The sequence below is a fragment of the Streptomyces sp. NPDC005393 genome (assembly GCF_040606675.1).
Lineage (GTDB): Bacteria > Actinomycetota > Actinomycetes > Streptomycetales > Streptomycetaceae > Streptomyces.
Genome location: NZ_JBEXFG010000050.1, coordinates 22,002 through 45,035 on the forward strand (window position 1 = coordinate 22,002; position 23,034 = coordinate 45,035).

A 23,034-nucleotide genomic window follows, 5' to 3' on the forward strand; every position below is an offset into this window, starting at 1 on the left:
GCCTCTGCTCCGAAGGAGGTGCGGTGTCTCAACCGCTGACCCTGCGGCCCGAGCGGTGGCTACCCGGCCACCTTGTGGGGGGCCTCGGCGAACTGGTCGAGGATGGCCGCGCAGAAAGCCGGCAGGTCCGCGGGCGAACGGCTGGAGGTGAACTGGCCGTCGATCACCACTTCCTCGTCGACGACCTCGGCTCCGGCATTGCGCAAGTCGGTGCGCACACTCGGCCAGGAGGTGAGACGGCGGCCACGGACGGCGTCGGCTTCCACAAGGGTCCAGGGGCCGTGGCAGATCACGCCAATCGGCTTACCGCTCGCCACGAAGGCCTTCACGAAACCGACCGCGTCTTTGTTCATGCGCAGTTGGTCCGGGTTCATCGTGCCACCCGGCAGAAGCAGAGCGTCGTAGTCGTCCACGGAGGCGTCGGCCACGAGCCGGTCGACGGGGAAGGTCCCGGCGGGGTTGAGGTCGAACTGCCGGGCCTGGATCTCACCGGGGTGGATGGAGATGACGTCGCTCTTGGCTCCGGCGCCGTAGAGGGCGCCGCGGGGCTGCTCGAGCTCCACCCGCTCCACCCCGTCGACCGCCAGGATCGCGACCTTCCGGTCGCGAAGTTCGTCTCTCATGATTTTCTCTGCCTTTCTGCATCGCACACCTGTGTGCAACGGCTCAGGCACCTGTTCCGCACGATGCGGGACGGAAGTGGCGCGCGAAGGCTTTCCCCCTTCAGGCGGCGAGGCGACGCCGCGCCACACACACGCCCCGGGCTTCGGTGACGGCTCCAGCTGCCGCACCATCGCTCCTCTTTTTCCACCCTCCCACTCTCCTCAGGCATGTCAACTGCAGGCAGCCACAGGCCCGATCACCGAGAGTTGGCGTTCGCCACGGCGGGTCCCTTCGGCCTTGCTTACAGGGAGTCGCGGGGCAGCGTCTCGTTCCAACTGCGTGAGAACACCCGCCGCTCGTTCTGGTAGCCGTCCAGCGTGGCATCGACGAAGAACCTCGTTTCGCTGGACCGCAGCACCGTGTGCGTCACCACCCGTACGCCCCAGGCGTCGCGCCGGAAGCGCATGGTCCAGGTCGACTCGCCGCTGACCGAGGTGAAGTCGTCGCCGACGGCGCCGTAGCGCTCGTAGGCGCGGCGGCCGACGTCGAGACCGATGTCCTCATAGCGCACCGTCCCACCGTCTTTGACGATCTCGCTCGGAGTGGTAGCCCACCAGATCGCGCTTGACGTCCCAGCGCTGTTCGGGGGGCGTCAGTTGTGTGGTGGCGACGGGTGGTGTGCCCTCGGGTTCGCCGAAGGGGCGCTGTGGGGCCTCGTCGGGCTCCTGGTTTCCGCGCAGGGGAAGAGTGAGGGCGCTGGAGCCCTCGTACACGGTCAGCAGGACCGGCCCCGGCGGGAGCCAGGCCGGGGGGGCCAGTACGACGTGGACAGCGACAGCCGGATGCGGTGGCCGGGCGGGAACGCCTGGGCCACGCCGTTGAGCTGCACGGTGGCTCGGTAGCGCCGACCGGGTTCCAGCGGTTCGGGGGGCGCCGACGCCATCGCGGTGGGTAAGGTTCAGCAGGCCGTACGTGACGCGGGTGGCGCGCCCGTCGGGGGCCACATCGGACAGCCGGGCGGCGACCATGGCGACCGGTTCGCTGACCGACAGCTCCAGCTCGACGGAGGGGGAGCCGAGAATCTCCACCCGCTCGGTGAGTATGTCGGTGTCGAACACCAGCGACCCACCGTCCTCCTCGCGCTGGTCGTACGGCAGGTCCGGCGGTGCGTTGCAGGAGGCCCACTTGCCGGCGAACTGGGCGACGGACAGCGGCGATTGCACGGTCAGCCACATGGGTGGCGCCCTGCTGTCGGACAACCTGGCCGAGGCGGGCACCATGTTCGCCTACGCCACCTGCCCGCCCCACCCGGCCGTGGTCGGCGAGCGGTGGCGCGAGACGTGGCACGAACGACTGGAGCACACCCGCCCCTGGGTGCTGGAGTGGCTGCGCCACCAGCGCCGCGACGACTACTGGCGCCACGCCTCGGTGTGCGAGGACTACCAGGCCGTACGGTGCCCGGTCCTGGCGTCCGGCGGCTGGGCGGACGGCTACTCCAACGCCGTCACCCGGCTGCTGGGCCACCCGGACGTACCCCGCAAGGGACTGATCGGACCGTGGTCGCACAAGTTCCCGCACCTGGGCGAGCCCGGCCCGATCGCCCCGGTCTCGCTGCACCGGATCGTCACCGGGCACCGTCTGAAGCCCGAAAGGGTGGACTGGGCATCGCGTTTCGCCAAGGCCGGGCTCGTACTGCTCCTGTGCACGGTGGCCTCGGCGCTCCTGCTGATCCTGCGCGTGGTCGTGTCCGACGGGACCGCCTTGTGGCTGACGGCCGCGGCCCTGATGTGGTTCGCCACCTGCTGGTTCGCGCCGGCGGGCTGGCTGCGACGCCGTTCGCGCGAGGAGGGCTGACGACCCGTGCGGCTCCGCCGCGTACCCTCGCCTTCCCGTTCGTCGCCCGGGCTGCCGGCAGGGCGGACGCGGCCCGGTCAGCCCTGGCCGGCGTGGGCGGCGAGGACGCGCCAGACGCCCTCGGCATGGACCCACGTGCGGGTGCAGCGCAGGCGCGCGGTGAACGGTTCGCCAGCGGCGGTGCCCTCGATCCGGGCCGGCATCCCGGTGATCCCCGTTGCGCCCCTTGGCGCTCAATCGCGCTGCGGGCCCCGGCGTGGGCTCCGCGTGGTGGCCGTCTGGTCCGCGCGGCCGCCGGCGCCGAGGAGCCCTGTTGCTTCAAAGCGGGTCTGGCCGGCCAGCCGGGGCACCTCGCGCTTGGAGAGCCAGGTGACCAGCGGCGGCAGCACGGGGCGGACCAGCTGTGTCAGGCGTAGCCATGGCGGTGCGTAGACGGTGGGGGCGCGGCGTTCGATGGCTGCCACCATGCGTGCGGCGACCGTTTCGACCGGGTAGATGCGTCTGGCCGGTGGCGGCATGTGGGAGCGCAGTTCCCTCAGCACCCCGTGCTGGTCCGCGTCACGGATCATGTCGGTGCCGGTCCAGCTCAGGTAGGCGATCCCGACACCGACCCCTTGGTGGGCGAGTTCGGCACGCAGGGACTGGGCGAAGGCCTCTGCGCCGGCTTTTGAGGCGCAGTACGCGCTCATCATGGGCGCTGAACCGAAGGCAGCCGTCGAGGCGATCTGCAGGAAGTACCCGCGTGTCGCCAGCAGGCTGGGCAGAAAGGCCCGCGCGGTGATGGCGCTGCCGATGAGGTTCACCTCGATGACCCGCCGCCAGGTGGCCGGGTCCGACTCGCCGAAGGGGCCTCCCTCGGCCACGCCCGCGTTGGCGACGACCACGGACGGCCGGCCGATACGGTCCTGGATCCGCGCGGCCACGCGTGCCATCGCGTCGTCATCCGTGACGTCGGCCTCGAAGCAGTGCGCTTCGCCGGGGAGCGAGTCCGCCACCCTCCTGAGGGATTCCTCCTCCCGGCCAAGGAGAATCACTCGCGCACCGTGCCGTGCGAGTTCCCGGGCCATGCCCGCGCCCAGGCCGCGGGCGGCACCGGTCACGACGGCGAGACGTCCGGTCAAAGGGCTGGTGTTTCCCACGTAGTACTCCGAGGCCGAAGGGGTGGTCGGGCCCCTCTGCACGCACAATGCTGGATCGACACCATGTGCGGCCGTAACTCGCACGCAGTGCCGCAGACGTTCCCTCGGACGGCGGTCCCTGGCTGGGTCGTCTATGGCGCTACTCGACGTCGACGGCCTCGCGCGCAGCGCCTGGCCAGCCCTCGCTCTCATAACTCTGGAACCAGTGGGTGTCGAAGTAGCGGGCCGTCGAGAAGGGATGCAGAGTCGAAACGGGCGGTACCGCAGCCGATCCACCGGCCCCCGTGCGCCCATGCGCGCATCGGAGGCGGCAAGCTGGCCGCTCACTCCGCGACGAGATCGATGAGCTGACCGTCAAGATCAACCCGGTCGTCATCGGCTCCGGCATCCCGATCTTCGATTCCCCCTACGCGCCCCAGCGTTACACCGTCGTCTCGGGCACGGTGTTCGAGAGCGGTGTCACGGTCATGACCTACGCGAGGTGGGACTGAACGTCCGACCGCCGCTGTCACCCTTGCGCTTGCGGTGGGCGATACGGGCTGCCCCCTGAAGCCGGCACACGGAGGTTACAGATCAAGCTGAGAAGCCGGGCCTGAACGGGCGTACTGAAGGTGAAGGGAAACCACCCCACGAAGCCGGAAGCCCATCCCTACGGAGGTACCTCACCCGTGGCCACCACCAAGGCAGCCCCGACCCGGGCTGACCACCGCGACGCGGACGATCCCCGGGGTTGGCAGTTCAACTCGCCCCTCGTCCTGACCCTGCTGCTGCTCCTGGTGGTCGCGCTGCAGGGGCCGATCCGCCGGGCGTTGTCCGCACCGGTGATGGAGAGTTGGATGACCGTGTTCGTCGCGGTGGTCGTCCAGGCCCTGCCCTTCCTCGTCCTCGGTGTGCTGCTGTCGGCGATCATCGCGGTGTTCGTCCCACCATCGTTCTTCGCCCGCGCGCTGCCGAGACAGCCCGCCCTGGCGGTGCCGGTCGCCGGGGTGGCCGGGGCGATCCTGCCCGGCTGTGAGTGCGCCTCCGTGCCGGTGGCCGGGGCGCTTGTGCGCCGGGGGGTCACGCCCGCCGCGGCGTTCGCGTTCCTGCTGTCCGCCCCGGCGATCAACCCGATCGTGCTGACCGCCACCGCCGTCGCGTTTCCCCACCACCCGCACATGGTCCTGGCCCGATTCGCGGCGAGTCTGCTCGTGGCGTGCACGATGGGCTGGTTGTGGCAGCGGCTGGGCCGCACCGACTGGCTGCGCCCACCGGCCCACCCGTCGTTCGACGGCCTCAGCAAGGGGGCGGCGTTCTGGGGGTCCGTACGGCACGATGTGATGCACGCCGGCGGCTTCCTCGTCGTCGGCGCGATGGCCGCGGCCACTCTCAAAGCCGTGGTACCGGCGAGCTGGCTGCACACCGCGGCCCATAACCCTGTGGTGTCGGTCCTCACCCTGGCGATCCTCGCGGTGGTGTTGTCGATCTGCTCCGAGGCCGACGCGTTCGTGGCCACGTCCCTGTCCCAGTTCTCGCTCACCGCCCGGCTGGCATTCCTCGTCGTCGGACCGATGATCGACCTGAAACTGTTCGCCATGCAGGCCGCCGCGTTCGGCCGCGGGTTCGCGCTGCGGTTCGCCCCCGTCACCTTCACCCTGGCCATCCTCGTGTCGGCCCTGGTCGGGGCGGTCCTGCTGTGAACCGTCAAGCGCAAGCAGCCGTGTTGTTCCTCGTCGGCGTGGCGGTGCTGCACGCCGGCTTCACCGACCTCTACCTGCGCTACGTCAAGGCGGGGTTGCGCCCCTTGCTGATCGTGGCCGGCATCGTCCTGATCGTCGCCGCCATCGCCACCGTCCGGTACGAACTGCGACGGCCGCCCGCGACCCCGGAGGACCAACCCGAGCGTGAGTACCACGACGGGCACGGCCACGCCCACCGCGAACCACGTATCTCCTGGCTCCTCGTCCTTCCTCTGCTCGCTCTCATCCTGGTCGCCCCTCCCGCACTGGGCTCCTACAGCGCCATGCGCACCGGTACGGCCCTGCAGCCACCCTGGGGCTTCCCCACCCTCCCCGCCGGCGACCCTCTCCGGCTCAGCGTGGTCGATTACGCCGGCCGCGCGGCCTACGACCACGGACGCTCCCTCGGCAACCGGCGGATCAAAATCACCGGTTTCATCGCCCTCGACCGCAGCGGCAACCCCTATCTCGTCCGCATGGTCCTCAGCTGCTGCGCTGCCGACGCCCAACCGGTCAAGATCGGCCTGTCCGGGCGGATCCCTCCCGTCCTGCAACCCGACACCTGGGTCGAAGTCACCGGCACCTACACCAGCAAACGGACCAAAGACCCCGTCAACGACGGCGCCATCCCGTTCATCAACATCAGCCGGGCCAGTCCGGTCCCGGTCCCGCATGACCCGTACGAAGACTTCAGTAGTTGAGCGCGTCACCGGAACCCGCCGCCCGCCCGTCCGGCCCAGGGGCCTCAGCGTGTGAGCGACCCCATCTGAACACGTAGAGTGACGATCGTCACGCATCGTGCCTCGCCGTGAGGTGCCCGTATCCGGAGGAACCAATCAGAATGGCGCACCGGTTTCCGCCGCCCGATCCTGGTCACCCGATGGTCGTGAACGGGCTCCAGCCGGATGTTCGACGTTGGGGCCCGGCCCGACGCCCAGCGAAAACGGAGGGCAACGTCATGAGCAGTGCACAGACCGAACGCGCGGAGGCGGCGAAGCTGCCGAACGGTGATGTGGTGGCCATTCTGCTCGAGCAGCACGCCCGCGTCCGCGACCTGTTCTCGGATGTGAAGAGCGCCGAGGGCGAGCACAAACAGCAGGCTTTCGATGAGCTGCGGGCCCTTCTGGCGGTGCATGAGACCGCCGAGGAGATGATCCTGCGCCCGGTCGCGAAGGAAACGGCCGGCGAGCAGGAGGCCAACGCCCGCAACAAGGAAGAGAAGGAGGCGAACAAGGTTCTCGCCGAACTCGAGAAGATGGACGTCTCGACTGCCGAATTCGACAAGAAGCTTGCCGAATTCGAAAGGTCCGTCATCGACCACGCGGAGCGTGAGGAGCGGGAAGAGTTTCCCGCTGTGCTGCGGGAGTGTCCCGAGGACAAGCGCCGGAGCATGGGAACGAAGCTGCAGATGACGGAGAAGATCGCCCCGACCCACCCGCATCCGGGCGTGGCCGGGTCCCCCGCGGCTCAGTGGGTGGTGGGTCCGTTCGCATCACTCGTCGACCGGACAAAGGACCTTCTGAAGAGCGCCGCCAGTTGACCGCGTGCGGCGAGAGCAGGAGAGCGATGCCGAGGGGCGGATCGCGACAGCGACCCGCCCCTCGGCGGCTCTCGGCTCCTCCGATGTCCGGACGTGCGGTTCACGCCCCTGACGGGGCTCATCCGCGGCACGCGGCGCACCCGCGAGGGCCCGCGCCCTCAGTCCCCGCCGACCGCACGGGACGAAGCCGCCCCGGGCAGGGCGACACGATGCCGATGATGTACGGAAATGTGGGTACTCGCACGACGCAGAGCAGCGGGACATCCAGCCGGTGCCCCCACCACCGTTTCCTGTCTCGAGGAGAACCCGCATGTACCCGCAGATGCCGCTCCCGGCTCAGGTGCCGGCTGACGCCAACGAGGAAGGCGATGGCATCGTCATCGGCGACGGGCCGGTGACCACCGACTCGTATATCGACTTCCAGTGTCCTTTCTGCCGGATGTTCGAGGAGGCATCGGGGCCGATGCTCGACGGCATGGTCGCCGACGGCCGGATCACGTTGATCTACCACCCGATGGCCTTTCTCGACGCCATGTCGACCAACCGGTACTCCACCCGCGCCTCGGCCGCCTCGGGCTGCGCCTCCGACGGCGGGAAGTTCTCGGAGTACCTCTACACACTCTTCGCCAACCAGCCGTCGGAGGGCGGGCCCGGACTCAGCGACGAGGAACTGATCGCGCTCGGCCTGCAGATCGGGCTGACCGACGCCTTCGCCGGGTGCGTGCGCGGTGGCGTCCATCTGGACTGGCCCCCGTACGTCACCGCGCGGGCGGCCGAACGCGGGGTCAGCACCACGCCGACCGTCCTCGTCGAGGGCGTCGTCGTGCGGCCCCACCCGGGCCTGATCCGGACCGCGGTGTCGGCCGCCCTCCACTCCGGGGTGTGACCGGCGACCGGCGCCGGCGCCAGGGCCGGCAGGCCGGCGGGCAGCGCGTGAAAGGTGGTTCCGTATGACGGTGAAGCTGAACGACAAGGCGTACGACCACGCGAAGAGGCTGATCGAGAAGGGGCAGGTGGTCCTGGACGACCGGGACGCCTGGAGCGAGCACCAGCCCTCGACCGCGGACGAGAACGCATACCTCGAAAAGCATGGATTCGAGGCATACGGCCGCTGGTATCTGGGCGTCGATGACGAGCATGGCGAAGAGACCAAGGGGCGGTACAAATTCCCGTACGGGGATTTCGAGAAGGTGCACCGCTGCGGCGTGCTCTCCGCGGAAGTACGCGCCGGACAGCAGAAATACACGGACATCGAGCTGGCGGCCGCTCACCTGCACGGCCTGCTGGACAGCATGCGGTCCGAGGAGTCATGAGGCGGGCCTGGGCGCCCACCGACTCCTCCGCAGCCGAGTGCTCGGCGGTGCCATGGCCAGTGCCGGGCAGACCGCTGCGGCGTGTCGGATATCGTCGGCCCGCTCCGCGGGCGGTTCGGGGGTGAGGGGCACCGCGATGCCGTCTTACGCGGTGATCACCGTGCACAGCTCGGTGGCGGCGAGTCCCCGTACCGCCTCCGGTTCGGCCCCGCCGTCGGTGAGCAGCGTCCAGGCCCGTTCCGGCAGCGCGTGGTAGGGGAACGGACTGCTGCCCAGCTTGGTGGCGTCGGCGAGTACGCACACCTCTCGCCCGCGCCGCGCCATCACCTGCTTGACGTGCGCCTGTTCGAGGGACGGGCAGGAGAGGCCGTCACGCGCGTGGACGCCGTCGGCGCCGAGGAAGACGCGGTCGGGAGTCATCAGCCGCAGCATCTCCTCCCCCGCCGGACCCAGGATCGCGCCGTTCGGCCGGCGTACCCGGCCGCCGAGCACGATCAGCTCGACGCCCGGTGCGTCCGCGAGGTGGCGCAGCGCGGTGGTGGAGTTGGTGATCACCGTCAGTCCGTCGCGCGAGCGCAGGTGCCGGGCGAGCCGCCCCGTGGTGGTGCCCGCGTCGATCAGCACCACATCGCCGTCCGCGACCCACTCGGCCGCGACCTGGGCGATGGCCTCCTTCTGCGCGCGGTTGCCGGACTCTTTCTCGTCCAGCGTGCGCTCGACGGTGTGCTCCCCGGCGACCGCACCCCCGTACGTACGGTGAACGTGCCCCTCTCCGGCCAGGTGCTGCAGGTCGCGCCGGACGGTGGACACCGACACCTGGAAGCGGGCGGCGAGCTCGGCGATGTCACCGTTGCCGGCAAGCACCTCCCGCAGCATGTCGCCACGGCGCTGTGCGGTGCCACGGTGGGGGGCACGCGGGCGGGTGCCGGTCATCGTGCCCCCTCGACGGCCCGGGCGGGGGTGGCGGCCGGGCCGGGGGCGTGTGGCGGCAGCCCCAGCGTCACCAGGGCCACGGCCACGGCGAGGAAGCCGGCGAGCACCGCGAACCCGGTCAGGCTCGTCCCCGTGATGTCGGTGAGCCAGCCGACGAGATACGGGCCGACGAAGCCGCCGAGGTTCCCGAGCGCGTTGATCAGCCCCATCGCGACCGCCACCACCTCGATGCGCAGCAGCTCTCCCGGTATCGCCCAGAACGGACCGTAGGGCGCGTACACCGCCGCGGCGACCACGCACAGCAGCACCATCTGGAGGAACGCCCCGTGCACGGTCCGGCCGAGCAGCAGTGCCACGACCCCGACGACGAGGGGCACCGCCACGGCCTGCCGCCGCTTGCCGGTGCGATCGGACCAGGCGGCGCACGCCACCATCGCCACCAGCGCCGCGGTGAACGGGATGGCGGTGAGCAGGCCGACTTCCGTCGAGGAGCCGTCGTGGGAGAGGGTTTTGATGGCGGACGGCAGCCAGAGGCTGAAGCCGTAGAAGCCCGTGATCCAGAAGAAGTAGACGGCGATGAGCACCAGTACGGACTTCTGCCGGATCGCGGCGAGGTACGAGCCGCTGCCCGCGGCCGGCTTGGCGGCCTCGTCGGCGGCCAGCTCGCGCCGCAGATGGTCGGCTTCGGCGGGGGTGATCCAGCGTGCCTGGTCCGGGCGGTCGGCGACGGCGAACCACCACACCAGCCCCCACACCAGCGGCGGAACACCCTGGGCGACAAGCACCCAGCGCCAGCTCATATGGTCCAGCATCGCCCCGGACAGCGGCGCCATGAGGATGGAGGAGACCGGCAGGCAGGCCATCCACAGGGCGTTGGCGCGGGCGCGCTCGCGCAGCGGGAACCACGATGCGAGCAGGATGAGCACGGCCGGCCACACACCGCCCTCGAAGAAGCCGAGGAGGAGGCGCGCCGCATAGAACTGCCCCTTGGTCTGCACGAGTCCGCAGACCATCGCGGCCAGACCCCACGCGACCATCAGGATCAGCACGGTCTTACGGGCGCTCCAGCGCTGGGCCAGGATCGCCGCGGGTATCTGCAGAAAGACGTACCCGATGAAGAAGATCCCGCTGACCAGCCCTTGGTCGGCGCCGGAGAGCTCGAGATCGCCGTCCAGATACGGCAGCACCACGGAGATGTTGTTGCGGTCCAGATACGCCAGCATGTACATGGCGGCGGCGACGGGGATGACGTAGGTCCATCGCTGGGCGGGTATCGCGCCGGTGGCCGGCGGCGCTGCCGGGTTCGGGGACATGGCGGCTCCTGCGGGTGGGATTGAGAGGGGGCGGTGCCGGTGGGCCGGTCTGCTCAGCCGCGGGACCCGGTGCCGTAGGCGGCCCGGATGCGGTCCCTGGAACCGCTGAACTCGGCGGCGGCGCGGAACGCGGCAGCCATGGTCGCGGGTGACGCCTGCCCGGTGCCGGCGATGTCGAAGGCCGTGCCGTGGTCCACCGAGGTGCGCAGGATCGGCAGTCCTACGGTCACCGAGACCGTGCCCTCGAAGTCAACGGTCTTGGCGGGGATATGGCCCTGGTCGTGGAAGTGGGAGAGGACACCGTCGAAGCGGCCCTGCAGCCCCTGGTGGAACACCGAGTCGGCCGGGATGGGGCCGACGACGCCAAGGCCCTCGGCCGCGGCCTTCTCCACGGCGGGGCGCAGCGCGGTGATCTCCTCGTCCCCGAAGTGGCCGCCCTCGCCACCGTGCGGATTGATCGCGGCGACGGCGAGCCGCGGCTCCTGGTGACCGAAGACGCGCAGCGCGGTGAGGGCCTGACGGATGCTGCCCGCCACCCGCTCCTCGGTGATCTGGTCCAGCGCCGTGCGCAGGGACACGTGTCGCGTGGTGAAGAAGATCTTCAGCCCCCGGACCACGAACATGGTGTCGAAGTGCTCGGCGCCGGTGAGCTCGCCCAGCATCTCGGTGTGGCCGAGGTGCCGTGAACCGGCGGCCCAGATCGCCTCCTTGTTGATGGGTGCGGTGACGATGCCGTCGACCTCGCCGGCCAGGGCGGCTCGGGTGGCGGCCTCGATGGCGGCCACGGCGGAGCGTCCGGCGACGGTGCTGACCGTGCCCCACTCCAGGTCGTCTCCGGCGATGCCGAGGTCGAGCACATCGATGGTGCCCGGCTCGAAGCGGGCCTCGCCGACCGAGCCGACGGCGTTCACGGAGACGTCCAGGCCGCACACCGCGACGGCACGCCGCAGCACGGCGGCGTCCCCGACCGCGATGGCGTGAGCGAGGGCGCCGGTGTCCGGGTCGGCCAGGGTCCGGGCGGTGATCTCCGGGCCGATGCCCGCGGGGTCGCCGAGGGTGACGGCGAGGACAGGGAGCCGACGGCTGGTCATGGTGATGCCTCTTTTCACTGGTTCGGAGGGTGCGGGAGCCGGGAGTTGCCGGGATGCCGGGCGTCGGTGGCGGCGGGGCCGGTTCTTCGCTTCCCCTCCGGCGCCCAGGCGGTGGCACGACGCGTACACATGGCCCGCAGATGCTCCAGACAGGTCGCGGTGGCGTCCGGCCCGCCGATCAGGCCGCCCTTGGTGGCGAAGAGCAGCCCGTCGTGCGGGCCGCCCACCAGATGACCGGCCACCGCGAGCGGCATCACCTCGGACTCGACGGCGAAGCCGTCAGCACCCAGGGCGGTGGTGACGGCGGCGGCGACATCGCCACCCGAGACGTACAGCCCGCCGGGGCGCAGCCGTGGCACCGCCAGGGCGGCCACCTCCGACAGGCAGCGCAGGATGCGGGTGGCGGCGGCCGGGTCGTGGACGGCGCCGGGAGCGACCCGTACCCCGAGCACAGACGCCCCGGCCTCGGCCGCCATCCGCAGGTCACGGACGATCCGGTCGGCGTCGGGGGCCGGGTCGGCCGGGTCCAGCAGGGCGTAGTGCGCGCCGAGAGAGGTCTCGGTCCTGGCGAGCTGCTCTCGGGTGCGGTCGGTGGCGCTGCCGACGACGGCCAGGATGCGCGCGGGGCCGGCGCCGGCCTGCCGGATGCCGAGTTCCGTCGCGAAAGCCGCGCCGAACGGGCCGGAATCCAGCGAGACCCAGCGCACGGTGTCCTCGGCCGCCACCCGGGCGGCCGCGACGGCGACGGTGCGCAGATGCTCGTTCTCGGTGGCGTCGCACACCACGACGTCGGCGGACGTGCGCAGCGCCGCCGCGACGGCCTCGGGGCCGTACTCGACGATGTCGAGAGGGATTTCGGTGACGGTCAGCGCACTCTGATCACCGAGGACGGCGGCCACGCGAGAGTGGCGTACGGGGTCGAAGGGGTCGCGGGCGACCGCCGTGCGGGTCAGCGGCACCCCGTCCACCAGGTGCATGCCACCGACGGTGGTACGGCCGGCGTCCGGGAACGCGGGAACCGCGAGGACCCGGACCCGGGCCCCTGGGTGCCGGGAGGTCAGTGCCTCGACGACCGCGTCGAGTTCACGGCCGGGGTTCCCGCGGAGGGTGGTGTCGACGCGTTTGACGACGAGGGAGACGTCGCCGGCGGCCTCGGCGACGGCGCGGACGGCGGCATAGCCGTCCGCCTGGGGAAAGTGCCGGGAGCCGGTGTTGACGACCAGGACGTCGACGCGGTCGGCATAGCGCGGCACGTGCGCGAGGTCGCTGACCGTGACCGCCCTCAGTCCGAGGCGGGCGAAGAGCGCGCCGGTGGCGTTGGAGCCGGTGAGGTCATCGGCGACCACGAGCACCTGTGCCACGGGTTTCCCCTCTCGGCTGCCGTCGGCGTCATCGCTTGACTGACTGGTTCGCGCAAGTTTCCCTGCGTGAACCAGTCATCAAACCGTGATGGCTGCCTGATGGACCTGTCAAGAGACGTGCAGGCATCGCGATTCTGCGCGGATCGTTCACCTGGGAACGCGCGACAGTTGATGCTCGGTCTGCCGGCGGCGCGCTGGGGCGGCGTTGCGCAGGAGGGCTCGACCAGCCCGGCCGCCGTCTCTCCAAGGCTGTCTGCAGATGGCTCTGCAGGGCGGGGGGCAGCGATTCCTGTCCGCTCACTGCCGCCGTCACCTGCTCGGCCACCGCCCGCAGCTTGATGTTGCTGTTCTGGGACACCTCCACCAGAATCTCCCACGCGTCGCTGGCAGTGCAGCCGAAGCTGGCCATCAGCGCCCCCCGGGCCAAATCGATCACCGGGCGGCTCTTGATCGCATACCTGAGCTGCGCGTTTTCCTGCTCCAGCAGCTCTGTCCGCTCAGAGGTGTCATCGCATGCGGACCAACCGGTCGGCACACTTCGGGCACGTCGGGAAACTCTGCGCTGGCGAGGTCGCATAAAGGCACCTGCCCCACGCGCTCCCCAGCACACGCCTGCCGCGGCGTGCGCCTCCTCACCAAGAGCGCCGCCATCCGCCCGGCTGCCGGGCCATCGCCTGCTCGCCAGGCGTCACCGACCTCAGCAGCCGACGTCTGATGGACAGGTCCGAGTGGGACCGCGTGACCGCCAAGGCGACCCAAGGGTGGGAGCGCCTGGGCTTTCGTCCCTACCGAGACAACGTCTATCTCCCGCCTCGGAGGACCTTGAAGCAGCGCGGCGCACTTCGCAGGCATCCTGCCGAACCCGGTGCGTCCTGGCGGACCGGCGCTTCATGACCGGCCTCGCCAGCGCGTGAGGTGAGTACTCCAGGAAGTCCACGAACCCTGGAGGCGGGGCGGTGCCCTTCCTTGGCCGGCGATGCCGTCGGAGGCGGGGCGATCCTGTCGGGATCCAGGCCGACCTTGTCCGGGTGCACGCAGGCCGGAACTCCCTCGTCGTGGGTGTAGCGATGCCCGTTCACCGAGTTGAAGGGACATCCCCAGGAGGGCCTGCTGTAGACGACGAACTGCTCTCGTGGGTACCGGGTGGCCGGGCAGATTCCGCAGACCGGCCGCTCCGGATCCCCTCGGTCGGGATCGAGGTATGGCGGGCCGGTGGGCTCCGGGATCTCAATAGCAGGCAGAGGGTAGCGGTAATCGCTCTGCTATCCGTGCCCTTGGCCGAGTTCGAGCACCGGGACCAGTACAGCGGCCGCGTCACAGTCGGTGCAGGCACGAGCGCCCTCTCGCATCAGGGCGTCCACGGCTTCCTGCGTGCCCAGCTCCGTTCCGCCGCCCGCGGCGTGGCGGCACGTGGCCTCGTGCACGACCGTCCGGCCCCGGCGCCGGGGCGCGGGGCGGACCACCCAGCCGGGGGCCGTCTGTGGTGGAGGGCCGGGCAGACGCCGGGTCGGCACGCCGGAAAGATCCACTCCTTCGATGGGCGTCAGCTGCCGATCCGTCACCCAGACGGTGTACTCGGCCGCCTCGACACCGTCCGGGCGCGCGACCCAGGAGGGGACGCCCACGAGGTAACGCCACGGATGGGGACCGGCGACCTCCACACGGCTGGCTCCGCGACATCGACCAGCCCCACGCGGCAGCCACGGACCCGACGTTCACCTCGCACATCAGTCTCGGGGAGGTTCCGCCCCTCATCCAGGACGCCGACCCGCGCGCCCTGACCGCCGAGGCCGATGAGGCGGGACCGGCCGGGTGGCAGGCGTGGGCCGAGCCTTCGCTCGGCGCACCCTGCCTGTGGGCGGCCTCCTTCGGGGCCAGCGTCGCGCACGACCTCGTGGCCTCCTTCGCCGCATCCCTCAGCTCGACCGCACCGGTCCTGCGCCGGGTGCTGCCCGAGGCCACCCAGGAGCGCCTCCTGCGCGCGCCAGCCATCTAACGTCCCCCGCTCACCTCCCGACGCACGCAGCCCGGCCCCTCCCAATTGGAGGGCCGGGCTTCTTGCTTCCCTGGCCGGAACGGTCGGTGTGCACAACAGGCTGCGGCTCCCTGCCACTGCGGTCGGACGGTGGGGAGCAGCATGCCGGAAAAGGTCAGCAGAGCTGCACCCCGGCAGTCGGGATGGATATTGGCTCGGGGGAGGCGCTGTCGCCGGTCGGCCGGTCTTCGATGTCCCTGGGGCTTGCCACCCTGTGATGGCACGATGCAGGATGCGGCAATGCGCCCCCGGCGTCCTTGTTGCCGTCGCTCTCGTGGTCGCCGTGACGGTCGCGCTGAAGGTCGGTTCACGCCGCAAGCGCACGGCCGCCCTCGCGGCCCAGTGGCAGGTATTCGCGCTGGCGGCGGCGAGGAGGGGCTCGTCCTCGGGGTGGGGGAGGGCGGCCAGGGCGAGACGACTGTCGGAGCAGAAGAGGTCTTCGACGGCGGTGGTGGCCTGCGGCCCGCCGTAGCGCTCGATTTCCTGCTCGTACGGTTCCAGGCGCAGAGCGCCGGGGCCGAGCAGGCCGCGCGGTGGTGCAGCCGGTCGGCGAGGCGGGCTAGTTGTGGCTGGACGCGGGTGGCGAGGGTGTGGGGGTTGGCGTGGAACCGCGACCGTGCCGCTCGGGGTCCTTGCCCGCGCCGAGGACCTGCCCCACGATGTGGGGAGCGATCACATGCCCTTGAGCCGGTTGTCCGTCCCGCAGATCGGCAGCGCCCCGGCGTACGGCTCGATGCTTGGCCGGCGGTCAGCGGCCGAGGGCCTTGGCCAGCTGCTTCTTGGTCATGTGCGAGCGGCCCTCGATGCCGCGCTGTTTCGCCTCGTTGTACAGCTGGTCACGGGTAGGGCCCTTGGGGCCAGTGTGTGAGCGTTCGCCACCGCGCTGAGGTGCGGACTTCGGGTCCCGGGTGGACGTCTTGCTGGCCGACTCGGCCTCACCCGAGCGGGCGCGCTCCTTGTTCACGGTACGGGAGGCGATTTCCTTGGCACGGCGTGTGGACGTGCCGCGCTTCTCCGCGCCTTCCTTGATGTGCTCGTACTGTCGTTCACGCTTGGAACTGGAACCAGCAGGCATGTCACTGCCTTTCTCTCTGCGCCTCCTCGCGCGAGGCGCCCCGTTCCGACCGGAGCATGCGCCAAGGAAATGCTCCATGGCCATATGTGTTCCATGATGCCTCTGCCGTCTCCGACGTTCGGCGTCCAGGCACCGAGGCCCCAATGCATCGAGACCCGAGTCCCCCTCAACACCGCGGCTCTAACCACCGAGCGGCCAGATAGTGGGGAACCGATCGCGCGGACTGGAGACGAACCTCTTGGGCACTCGTTGCGCATGCGGCTAGGAGTGCTCGATATCGGTTCCCGTTCCGTACATCTCCAGATCGCTGACCTCGCCCCGGGCGGGCCGCCCGAGCATGTGGCGACGCTGAAGCGCTCGGTGCGCCTCGCCGAGGCCACGGACCGGCAGGGAGTGATCGGCCAGGCGGCGATAGGCCGTGTCGTCGGCGCCTGACCGAGGCCGGCGCGGTCGCGAGCGTCCATCACGTCGACGACCTGGTCGCCTATGCCACCTCGGCCATACGGGATGCGACCAACCAGGAGGCCGTCCTCGCCGAGATCGAGGCCGCCACCGGAATCCACGCCAGCTTCATGAGCGGTCTCGAAGAGGCGCGACTGACCTTCCTGGCGGCGCGCGGCTGGTACGGCTGGTCCGCCGGCCGGATGCTGCCCCTGGACATCGGCAGCGGCTCCATGGAGATCGCCTCCGGCACCCGCGCCGAGCCCGACGCCGCGATCTCCGTCCCCCTGGGCGCGGGACGCCTCACCCGCCACCACCTCCCGGAAACTACCCCGGTGAAGAAACGGGAGGTCAAGGAGTTGCGGGCCTACGTACGCTCCGTGATCAGCGAGGCCACGGCCGAACTGCGCGACCTCCCGGCACCCGTCTCGTGCGTCGCGACGTCCAAGACCTTCACCCAACTGGCCCGCCTCACCGGCAGCCCGAAGCCGAAGCCCGGCACCTTCCCCGCAAGCACCCTGAGCGTGGATCGGCTGCGGCCGTGGATCCCCCGGCTCGCCGCCAGGACCGACGCCCAGCGCGCGAGACTGCGCGGCATCTCTGGTCGAAGAGCGGTTCAAGGAATGACAGCTGCACGCATCCTCCTCATAGGTCCCGTTCTCGGGCCGAGTGCCCGTAAAAGCTGCGACGGACACGCAGCAGGCTCCTCGGGAACGGAGAGAGGCCGCCGTGGACGACGTATCAAGGCTGGGAAACGTCTGATCCTGAATGGCCGCCGGTGCCGGGTCAGCGCTCCTCGTGCGACTCGGCGGCGAGGGTGGTTACGTCCCCATCCTCCTGGCGGGCCAGGACTGACAGCAGGTCTGCGACAGTGGCGCCGACATCTGCCGGATGACGCAGAGACGTGTCGGGCGCGATGCGGTAGACGTTCGACCGGCCCTGTCGGACGTGGGTGAGGTATCCGCCCTCTTCGAGGTCGGCGATGATCTTCTGCACGGCGCGTTCAGTGAGCTGGCAATGGGCGGCGATGTCGCGGACACGGATGGTGTGATCTTCAAAGATCACGATCAGTACCCGCGCATGGTTGGTCAGGAACGTCCAGCCTGCATGCGGTTCCGGTGCTCGGTCCATCTGACCACAATACGGTGTCTGGTTCACGCGTTCAAAAACAGGAACTCTGTTTCATGTAATGGTTGACGTGAATCAGAGTTATGGCGATCCTGGGAGCACAGCGACGACGGTATGCCCTGGGAGCTCCCATGTCCCATGACACGACTCTTGCCCGAGACGAGGGGCCCTGCATGGAGTGCGTCACCGCCTGGCAGGAAACACAGACGCCGGCGCCTGTGACACTGGATGTCGACACGGTCGGCGACCGGCTCATCGTGACAGCGTCCGGTGAGCTCGACCTGGAGAGCGATCAGGTACTGCAGCACACGCTGAGCGACGCACTGGACCACGCTGTGGGCGGCCTGGAACTGGATCTCGCAGGAGTCGAGTTCTGCGACTGCTCCGCCCTCAACGTGCTGCTGCGCGTGCGCCACCGCGCCCTCCAGGCATCCAAGAGCTTCATCCTGTGTGCCACCAGCCCGGCCGTGGCGCGCCTGCTCGCCCTGACCAGCACCCTTCCACTGTTCACCGCCGGAGAGGAGGGGACGGCTCAGCATCCGGCCTCCTCATCCCATCCCGCGTACGTCGAGGCGGGAGATCCGGCAGATCGCGCCGGTGATGATGCGGTCGCGGCCGTACAGCACATGCCGTCCTCGGAATGGCTGCCACGGATAGCGGGATCATCCGGCGACGATCAAGCGGCCGAGAACGCCCAGCTGCGCCGGGCCATGCAGACCCGGCCAACGATCGACATGGCCCGCGGCATCCTCATGGCTTTGTTCCAGCTGACCAGCCAGCAGTCCTGGCAGGTGCTGGTGACCGCCTCCCAGCGCAGCAACATCAAAGTGCACCTGATCGCCGACGCGCTCCTGCAGACCGTCAACGGCCAAGCCCTGCCCGACCCCCTCGCCGGCCATCTGGCTGCGGCGGTACAAGAGCAGGGCACTCAGGCCCAGTAGGCCCAGCGCGCCCAAGTGCCGCTGAAACGTGATCGTCAGCGAGAGGGCGCGTCCGGTATCACGGCTATTCCCGGCCGTGGTGCGGCATCAGGTGAGTTCCTGGCCCGCGTGCGTAGAGACGGCCGTCAGGTCCAGAGTGCCGTGGGTGAGGGCCTGGGCGGTGTCGGTCAGGCGGATGCGGTGCCGCTCGCTGTACGCGCGCAGGTGGCGAGTAGCCTCCTCGATCGAGACGCTCGCGTGCTGCGCCACCATACCCTTGGCGGTCTCCAGGATGGCCTTGGCAGCGAGCGCGCTCTGCACCTGGGTGACGACCTCATCGTTGTTGGTGGGCTCTCTGGACCAGTGCATGAGGGCGAGCGCGGCCACGTCTGCCAGGGCCTGTGCCACCTGCTCGTCATCATGCGGCAGCTCGCCCATGTCGTGCCGGAAGAGATTGACGGCGCCAATCACCCGCTCGTGCAGACGCAGCGGCACCGTGTGCAACGACCGGTAACCGGCCTCAAGGGCCGGCGGCACGAAGGCGGGCCACCGCGCCTCCTCGCGGGAAATGTCGCACACCCCCACGGCCTCACCGCTGCGGTAGCAGTCCACGCATGGCCCCGCGCCACCCTGTAGCTGCAGCAGTTCGAGGAACGCGGCCTCCTCGCTGGATGAGGCCATGACCCGCAGGCCGCCGCGGGCGTCGGCCATCATCACCCCCGCGGCGTCCACGTCGAGGAAGGTCACACAGTCGTCGACCAGTCGATGGAACAGCATCAGGGGATCGAAGTCGTCACTGAGGGTGTCCGACAAGCTCACGAACGCCCTGGCCAGCCGCTGTTCGCGGCTCATGGTTGCCTCCTCGGCGTGCTGCCAGTCCCCGCTCGCGCTTCAGTCATGCTCGGTGATGTCCAACGTCCGGTTGACGATGTCGTGCGCCACTTCGGTCGCGGTTCTCCCCTGCACGAACGCGCGGGCACGCAAGCGGGCCAGGGCTTCCTCGGGCCCCACCGCCAGCAGTACCATGATCATCCCAGTCGCCTGGTGGACCTCATCCCGGTCCGTTTCCGCCCCCTGCAAGCACGCTACGCCTTCCTCGGGCTCCTGTGTGCTCCGCCGGCCCAGCGTCCTGATAGCCGCATAGATGGCATCGGCGGCGAAGAGGGCGACACGCACATCGCGGGGCGACAGCGAACCGGGTTCCCGGCGGTACATGTCCATGGTGCCGAGAGGCGTGACCGGACCTCCGAGCGGAACAGAGAAGACGGCCTGGGCCCCCACCCGCAGCGCTTGGGAAGCGAACACCGGCCACCGGCTCACCTCCGGGCCGCGGAGCAGATCAGCGGCGAAGACGGGCGCGCGAAGCGTAGTCGCCCGCAGGCGAGGTCCCTCGCCCAACGTGTACTGGATTTCTGCGAGCTGAGCGGCGACCTTGTCGCTCGTGCACAACAGGGTCTCCATACCCGGCCCAGCCGCCTGTACCGACAGGGACATGCCGGTCACGGGCAGCAACCGCAGGCACATCTCACACAACTTCGCGGGAACGCCTTCGGCCGGAATACCGCGTATACCGTCCGCCAGCGCATAGGCGACCCGCCACCGCTCCTCGGCCAGCCCGTCCGGAGCGCCGTCGGACCGGCCGTCGTCCTCCATCACGATGCTCTCCAGCGAGCCGGGTCGGCGTTGCCTCCGCTTGATGATATCCCAGCGCTCCTCACGCCACCCGGACGCTGCGCCCCGCATACGCACCGGATGCGTCATCCAGACGCCGAGATCCGCTGAATCACCGCCGCACACATTTGCACGGCCTCCTGGCGCCCCCGGTTACTCTGACGACGAGCTAACGCCCACTTCCCATCGTGGGCGTGCGAAAGACGCGGATGATGGCGAGCGGAACGGTGGTCATGGGCTGGGAAAGGTTCGCCGCGCAGATGGCGACGATGGCGCGAGACCTGCTGGCGCAGGACTCGGTGGACGCGACCCTGGAGCGCATCACCGCGTCTGCCGTGGAGATCGTCGAGGGGTGCGACGCGGCCGGAATCCGGCCACCAGGTCATGTGCCACGCACCACGATGCGCTCGCCGCCAGCGCGCTCTTGCCAATCAACTCAAGGTCCTGCAACTTATGTCCGCCCACGAACCTGGCCCGTCCCAGCCACTGCCACGCCCGCGCCCACCTGTCGTGCGGCACCATGATCTCCTCTCGCGTCGTCGTTTGGCGCGCTCGCTAACCGGTGAACGCCGAGATGCGCGGGCCTCCCGGTCTCCAGTTCCCCTTCGCGTGGTCGTTGCACCGAACAAGAGCGGCGGGGTTCCCTTGAGCGCCGCACGGCTGACTCGGCGGCTGTGTGAGCCAGGTCGGCGACTCGCTTGTGGCTTCACGTCTGTCTTCCGGGGCCGCCCATTGGCGTGCCGCAGGCCACTCTCACTGGTCGCGTCCAGCGCGCAGGGGCACAGGGCGAGTTGCCTACCTCACCACTTCATAGCGCGCCGCCTGCCGCTCCGTTGACCGCGGCGTCTTCGTTTCTGCTCGTCGCCCTGCCGAGTCGACGAGCTGATCCCCTTCGCCACCTCGCTGGTACGGGACGCCACCAACCGGGAAGCCGTGCTCGCCGAGGTGGAAGCGGCCACCCGGGTGTGCGTGACCTTCATGAGCGGCGTGGAAGAAGCCCGACTGACCTTGCGGCCGCCCGCAGCTGGTACAACTACGACATCTACCGCCGACGGCTCCACGAACGGCGCATCACTCCGCGGATCGCGCGCCGCGGACAGCCCCACGGATCTGGGCTCGGCCGCGTCCGCTGGGTCGCCGAATCCGCCATCGCGCTTCTCCATAGCCCGCCGCCTCACCGGTGAGAACACCACCTCCTGGCGTGACCCGCAAAGACCCACCAACCGTAGATTCCGGGATGAAACAACAGGAGAAAGCGACCTCTTAGAGGGCGTTTGAAGTAGGCAGATTGCCCTTGATGCCCTAGTAAGTTCCTCGCCAGGTGGGAGTGCTCTCGTCCGTGACAAGCGCCCGGTCGGCAGCCGCGGTCTTCGCCCGCTGGAAGGCCGCGCTCGCCGATCTGTTGATCCGGCACGGGCTGTCTGTCCAACGGGGACAGCGGCTGGCCGCGTTCATCATCGCCGCGGTCGAAGGCGCGGTCATCATGTGCCGGGCCGAGCGGAGCCTCGCCCCGCTGGAGGCGGCAGCCGACGAAATCCACGCTCTGCTGGGCCACGCACTGCGTGGCCGGCCCGACGCCGGTCACGTGCCACGGGCCTGAGTTTCACGGCGACCGACCCGACCGACACCACCAGACTCTGAAGGTCGGTCACAACGTGCCGCAGGAAGCGCCCCGAGCCTTCGCTGAAGCTGTCGTCGAAGTCGACGGTTTTGCGCGTCGGTAAATCATCCGGGCCGGCGCCGCGCCCGGCAGCCCGGCCCCTGGATGCGGAGATCCTTGCCCTGCGCCATCAGACCATGGTGCTCGAACGCCACCGCCCTGGCCCACCTGCTCGACCAATGCGACGAACCCTGAGGCTCTGTGGGTTGTTCAGTCAGCGCAGCGCCTTGACCATCACGTGCTCCCTGGTCCGGTCCCGGCCGATCGAGGCCGGGACCAGGACCAGCGCCTTCGCGGGCAACTGGAGGTCGCTGCGACGCCTCAGCGGTCGCCGAGCACGGCGACCGCGAACGCCAGCCTGCGGTCCAGCCAACGCTTCTTGATGCGAAAGTCTCTGCCCACCGACTGCATCACCTGCTCCTCCCCCGCGAGCCACAGCAATGTCCGGTCCTTCGGCCCGTTGTCCCCCTCCGCCCCGAAGGACAACGCGGAGTCCACCAGTTCGCCGAGGAACTTCCCCGCCGCCCGACCCGCCGCCTCCTTGGGTGCGAGGGTGGCCCACTTGTTGCGCCCCACGATCTCGGGCTGGTCCGGCTGCTCGATGCGCCAGGTGTGCCGCAGCAGCTTCCGCGCCGGTGGCACGCGCCGGATCGTCCCGATGTCCACGCCACCGCCGTCGCGCACCCGGTAGCGACGCTCCTCCCCCTCAGCGGCGCACTCCTCGACGGCGCACAGCACCCGTTGCGCCTCCCGGTCCTCGTACAGAACACGCTCCACCGTGCGCACCCCGACCGTACTCGAGCGGAAAAAGGCACAGGGAGCGTTGACCCGGTCCGGGCCGTCACGCCGGGGCACACGCACGGCGTTGGGCCCGCAAACCGGGCGCTTGCGATGCGGACCCATTTCCCGCTCCACGATGTCTATCCTGAACCTGCTGACCTCTCGCCAGTCCACGGCGGGCACTGGGGGATCCTGGTTCCTGTTCCTTCCGAAAACCATGGCCTGACCCTACCCAGTGGCCGGTAACGGCCCGCGTTTGCCAAGGTTCAGCGTGAAGCCCGGATGGCTTCGTTTCCTTTCACCTCACAGCTCGTACCAGCCCAGTGATCCCCCGCCGTCGGAGGGGTGTTCAACTGTTCGCCCCTGCGGTCGATTGAGTGAGTGTTAGCGGGTTCAAGCGATGTTATGATCTTGTCTATGAACCTTACGGAGTGGGCGGAAGCGAACGGTGTGCATCGG

Annotated in this window: 23 protein-coding genes and 7 pseudogenes; 15 read left to right on the forward strand and 15 right to left on the reverse strand. The window is 69.7% G+C overall.

The window, feature by feature from the left end:
• Window positions 1-59: 59 nt before the first annotated feature.
• Window positions 60-623, reverse strand: coding sequence for a type 1 glutamine amidotransferase domain-containing protein (locus ABZS71_RS29675; protein WP_356215003.1), 564 nt, complete (start codon window positions 621-623; stop codon window positions 60-62).
• A gap of 281 nt (window positions 624-904) precedes the next feature.
• Window positions 905-1,832, reverse strand: a pseudogene (locus ABZS71_RS29680) (CocE/NonD family hydrolase C-terminal non-catalytic domain-containing protein); the annotation flags it as partial.
• A gap of 1 nt (window position 1,833) precedes the next feature.
• On the opposite strand from ABZS71_RS29680, the pseudogene ABZS71_RS29685 reads away from it, so the two are divergent.
• Together ABZS71_RS29685 and ABZS71_RS29690 are read left to right on the forward strand one after the other, a co-directional pair.
• A pseudogene (locus ABZS71_RS29685) lies at window positions 1,834-2,199 on the forward strand (CocE/NonD family hydrolase); the annotation flags it as partial.
• Complete coding sequence (locus ABZS71_RS29690; protein WP_356215043.1) at window positions 2,200-2,457, forward strand: DUF6328 family protein; 258 nt, start codon at window positions 2,200-2,202, stop codon at window positions 2,455-2,457. It begins immediately after the preceding pseudogene.
• Window positions 2,458-2,690: 233 nt separating this feature from the next.
• On the opposite strand, the gene ABZS71_RS29695 is transcribed toward ABZS71_RS29690, so the two are convergent.
• Window positions 2,691-3,578: an SDR family oxidoreductase gene (locus tag ABZS71_RS29695; RefSeq protein ID WP_356215005.1), complete on the reverse strand. Its 888-nt coding sequence runs from the start codon at window positions 3,576-3,578 to the stop codon at window positions 2,691-2,693.
• Between the two features lie 302 nt (window positions 3,579-3,880).
• Between ABZS71_RS29695 and ABZS71_RS29700 the strand changes: the two genes are divergently transcribed.
• The 6 genes from ABZS71_RS29700 (at window position 3,881) to ABZS71_RS29725 (ending at window position 8,167) form a co-directional block, all read left to right on the forward strand.
• Entirely contained in the window at window positions 3,881-4,087 is a 207-nt protein-coding gene (locus ABZS71_RS29700) for a hypothetical protein (RefSeq protein WP_356215007.1), read from the forward strand.
• Between the two features lie 177 nt (window positions 4,088-4,264).
• On the forward strand, window positions 4,265-5,275 hold the full coding sequence (locus ABZS71_RS29705) for a permease (RefSeq protein ID WP_356215009.1): 1,011 nt from the start codon (window positions 4,265-4,267) through the stop codon (window positions 5,273-5,275).
• Window positions 5,272-6,015 carry a TIGR03943 family protein gene (locus tag ABZS71_RS29710; RefSeq protein ID WP_356215011.1) on the forward strand — a complete coding sequence of 248 codons (744 nt, stop codon included), beginning with the start codon at window positions 5,272-5,274 and terminating at the stop codon, window positions 6,013-6,015. The genes ABZS71_RS29705 and ABZS71_RS29710 overlap by 4 nt, the downstream gene beginning before the upstream one ends.
• Window positions 6,016-6,272: 257 nt before the next feature.
• Window positions 6,273-6,854, forward strand: coding sequence for a hemerythrin domain-containing protein (locus ABZS71_RS29715; protein ID WP_356215013.1), 582 nt, complete (start codon window positions 6,273-6,275; stop codon window positions 6,852-6,854).
• 310 nt (window positions 6,855-7,164) lie between these two features.
• Window positions 7,165-7,740 carry a thioredoxin domain-containing protein gene (locus ABZS71_RS29720; RefSeq protein WP_356215015.1) on the forward strand — a complete coding sequence of 192 codons (576 nt, stop codon included), beginning with the start codon at window positions 7,165-7,167 and terminating at the stop codon, window positions 7,738-7,740.
• A gap of 64 nt (window positions 7,741-7,804) precedes the next feature.
• Entirely contained in the window at window positions 7,805-8,167 is a 363-nt protein-coding gene (locus ABZS71_RS29725) for a hypothetical protein (RefSeq protein ID WP_356215017.1), read from the forward strand.
• A 144-nt stretch (window positions 8,168-8,311) separates the two neighbouring features.
• Here the strand turns inward: ABZS71_RS29725 and ABZS71_RS29730 are convergent, their stop codons facing one another.
• From ABZS71_RS29730 to ABZS71_RS29755, 6 genes are all read right to left on the reverse strand, one after another.
• A complete protein-coding gene (locus ABZS71_RS29730) occupies window positions 8,312-9,100 on the reverse strand; it encodes a DeoR/GlpR family DNA-binding transcription regulator (protein WP_356215019.1) in 789 nt (262 codons plus the stop codon).
• Window positions 9,097-10,413 (reverse strand): MFS transporter, encoded by a 1,317-nt coding sequence (locus ABZS71_RS29735; protein ID WP_356215021.1) that lies wholly within the window; start codon window positions 10,411-10,413, stop codon window positions 9,097-9,099. The genes ABZS71_RS29730 and ABZS71_RS29735 overlap by 4 nt, the downstream gene beginning before the upstream one ends.
• A 53-nt stretch (window positions 10,414-10,466) precedes the next feature.
• Entirely contained in the window at window positions 10,467-11,504 is a 1,038-nt protein-coding gene (gene pdxA / locus ABZS71_RS29740; protein WP_356215023.1) for a 4-hydroxythreonine-4-phosphate dehydrogenase PdxA, read from the reverse strand.
• Between the two features lie 14 nt (window positions 11,505-11,518).
• A complete protein-coding gene (locus ABZS71_RS29745; RefSeq protein WP_356215025.1) occupies window positions 11,519-12,865 on the reverse strand; it encodes a four-carbon acid sugar kinase family protein in 1,347 nt (448 codons plus the stop codon).
• Window positions 12,866-12,893: 28 nt separating this feature from the next.
• Entirely contained in the window at window positions 12,894-13,400 is a 507-nt protein-coding gene (locus ABZS71_RS29750) for an ANTAR domain-containing protein (protein ID WP_356215027.1), read from the reverse strand.
• A gap of 727 nt (window positions 13,401-14,127) precedes the next feature.
• Window positions 14,128-14,490 carry a DUF6233 domain-containing protein gene (locus ABZS71_RS29755; RefSeq protein ID WP_356215029.1) on the reverse strand — a complete coding sequence of 121 codons (363 nt, stop codon included), beginning with the start codon at window positions 14,488-14,490 and terminating at the stop codon, window positions 14,128-14,130.
• A 35-nt stretch (window positions 14,491-14,525) separates the two neighbouring features.
• On the opposite strand from ABZS71_RS29755, the pseudogene ABZS71_RS29760 reads away from it, so the two are divergent.
• Window positions 14,526-14,861 (forward strand): annotated as a pseudogene (locus ABZS71_RS29760) (DUF317 domain-containing protein); the annotation flags it as partial.
• Window positions 14,862-15,095: 234 nt separating this feature from the next.
• On the opposite strand, the pseudogene ABZS71_RS29765 reads toward ABZS71_RS29760, so the two are convergent.
• Window positions 15,096-15,425, reverse strand: a pseudogene (locus tag ABZS71_RS29765) (thiopeptide-type bacteriocin biosynthesis protein); the annotation flags it as partial.
• 223 nt (window positions 15,426-15,648) lie between these two features.
• A complete protein-coding gene (locus tag ABZS71_RS29770) occupies window positions 15,649-15,975 on the reverse strand; it encodes a plasmid stabilization protein (RefSeq protein ID WP_356215031.1) in 327 nt (108 codons plus the stop codon).
• 255 nt (window positions 15,976-16,230) lie between these two features.
• On the opposite strand from ABZS71_RS29770, the gene ABZS71_RS29775 reads away from it, so the two are divergent.
• Window positions 16,231-16,410 (forward strand): hypothetical protein, encoded by a 180-nt coding sequence (locus tag ABZS71_RS29775; RefSeq protein WP_356215033.1) that lies wholly within the window; start codon window positions 16,231-16,233, stop codon window positions 16,408-16,410.
• A 65-nt stretch (window positions 16,411-16,475) separates the two neighbouring features.
• Window positions 16,476-17,000 (forward strand): annotated as a pseudogene (locus ABZS71_RS29780) (hypothetical protein); the annotation flags it as partial.
• A gap of 202 nt (window positions 17,001-17,202) precedes the next feature.
• On the opposite strand, the gene ABZS71_RS29785 reads toward ABZS71_RS29780, so the two are convergent.
• Window positions 17,203-17,547, reverse strand: a complete 345-nt coding sequence (locus ABZS71_RS29785) for a winged helix-turn-helix domain-containing protein (protein ID WP_356215035.1) — start codon at window positions 17,545-17,547, stop codon at window positions 17,203-17,205.
• A gap of 170 nt (window positions 17,548-17,717) precedes the next feature.
• On the opposite strand from ABZS71_RS29785, the gene ABZS71_RS29790 reads away from it, so the two are divergent.
• Entirely contained in the window at window positions 17,718-18,485 is a 768-nt protein-coding gene (locus ABZS71_RS29790) for an anti-sigma factor antagonist (RefSeq protein ID WP_356215037.1), read from the forward strand.
• 87 nt (window positions 18,486-18,572) lie between these two features.
• Here the strand turns inward: ABZS71_RS29790 and ABZS71_RS29795 are convergent, their stop codons facing one another.
• Together ABZS71_RS29795 and ABZS71_RS29800 are read right to left on the reverse strand one after the other, a co-directional pair.
• Window positions 18,573-19,316 (reverse strand): GAF and ANTAR domain-containing protein, encoded by a 744-nt coding sequence (locus ABZS71_RS29795; RefSeq protein WP_356215039.1) that lies wholly within the window; start codon window positions 19,314-19,316, stop codon window positions 18,573-18,575.
• A 39-nt stretch (window positions 19,317-19,355) separates the two neighbouring features.
• Window positions 19,356-20,117 (reverse strand): GAF and ANTAR domain-containing protein, encoded by a 762-nt coding sequence (locus ABZS71_RS29800; protein ID WP_356215045.1) that lies wholly within the window; start codon window positions 20,115-20,117, stop codon window positions 19,356-19,358.
• Between the two features lie 251 nt (window positions 20,118-20,368).
• On the opposite strand from ABZS71_RS29800, the pseudogene ABZS71_RS29805 reads away from it, so the two are divergent.
• The 3 genes and pseudogenes from ABZS71_RS29805 to ABZS71_RS29815 form a co-directional block, all read left to right on the forward strand.
• A pseudogene (locus tag ABZS71_RS29805) lies at window positions 20,369-20,506 on the forward strand (antitermination regulator); the annotation flags it as partial.
• Window positions 20,507-21,163: 657 nt separating this feature from the next.
• A pseudogene (locus ABZS71_RS29810) lies at window positions 21,164-21,301 on the forward strand (IS5/IS1182 family transposase); the annotation flags it as partial.
• 173 nt (window positions 21,302-21,474) lie between these two features.
• A complete protein-coding gene (locus ABZS71_RS29815) occupies window positions 21,475-21,735 on the forward strand; it encodes a hypothetical protein (protein ID WP_356215041.1) in 261 nt (86 codons plus the stop codon).
• A 381-nt stretch (window positions 21,736-22,116) separates the two neighbouring features.
• Here ABZS71_RS29815 and ABZS71_RS29820 read toward each other — a convergent pair whose 3' ends face one another.
• The gene (locus tag ABZS71_RS29820; protein WP_355853397.1) at window positions 22,117-22,572 is read right to left on the reverse strand and encodes a hypothetical protein; all 456 of its coding nucleotides are present in this window, start codon (window positions 22,570-22,572) and stop codon (window positions 22,117-22,119) included.
• Between the last annotated feature and the right edge of the window lie 462 nt (window positions 22,573-23,034).

What these genes read in the sequence shown, in the direction of transcription:
- ABZS71_RS29720 (WP_356215015.1), top strand. Translation starts at nt 7,165, where the DNA reads ATGTACCCGCAGATGCCGCTCCCGGCTCAGGTGCCGGCTGACGCCAAC.
- ABZS71_RS29770 (WP_356215031.1), bottom strand. Translation starts at nt 15,975, where the DNA reads ATGCCTGCTGGTTCCAGTTCCAAGCGTGAACGACAGTACGAGCACATC.
- pdxA (WP_356215023.1), bottom strand. Translation starts at nt 11,504, where the DNA reads ATGACCAGCCGTCGGCTCCCTGTCCTCGCCGTCACCCTCGGCGACCCC.
- ABZS71_RS29675 (WP_356215003.1), bottom strand. Translation starts at nt 623, where the DNA reads ATGAGAGACGAACTTCGCGACCGGAAGGTCGCGATCCTGGCGGTCGAC.
- ABZS71_RS29795 (WP_356215039.1), bottom strand. Translation starts at nt 19,316, where the DNA reads ATGAGCCGCGAACAGCGGCTGGCCAGGGCGTTCGTGAGCTTGTCGGAC.
- ABZS71_RS29800 (WP_356215045.1), bottom strand. Translation starts at nt 20,117, where the DNA reads ATGGAGGACGACGGCCGGTCCGACGGCGCTCCGGACGGGCTGGCCGAG.
- ABZS71_RS29730 (WP_356215019.1), bottom strand. Translation starts at nt 9,100, where the DNA reads ATGACCGGCACCCGCCCGCGTGCCCCCCACCGTGGCACCGCACAGCGC.
- ABZS71_RS29715 (WP_356215013.1), top strand. Translation starts at nt 6,273, where the DNA reads ATGAGCAGTGCACAGACCGAACGCGCGGAGGCGGCGAAGCTGCCGAAC.
- ABZS71_RS29725 (WP_356215017.1), top strand. Translation starts at nt 7,805, where the DNA reads ATGACGGTGAAGCTGAACGACAAGGCGTACGACCACGCGAAGAGGCTG.
- ABZS71_RS29790 (WP_356215037.1), top strand. Translation starts at nt 17,718, where the DNA reads ATGGAGTGCGTCACCGCCTGGCAGGAAACACAGACGCCGGCGCCTGTG.
- ABZS71_RS29735 (WP_356215021.1), bottom strand. Translation starts at nt 10,413, where the DNA reads ATGTCCCCGAACCCGGCAGCGCCGCCGGCCACCGGCGCGATACCCGCC.
- ABZS71_RS29775 (WP_356215033.1), top strand. Translation starts at nt 16,231, where the DNA reads ATGCGGCTAGGAGTGCTCGATATCGGTTCCCGTTCCGTACATCTCCAG.
- ABZS71_RS29785 (WP_356215035.1), bottom strand. Translation starts at nt 17,547, where the DNA reads ATGGACCGAGCACCGGAACCGCATGCAGGCTGGACGTTCCTGACCAAC.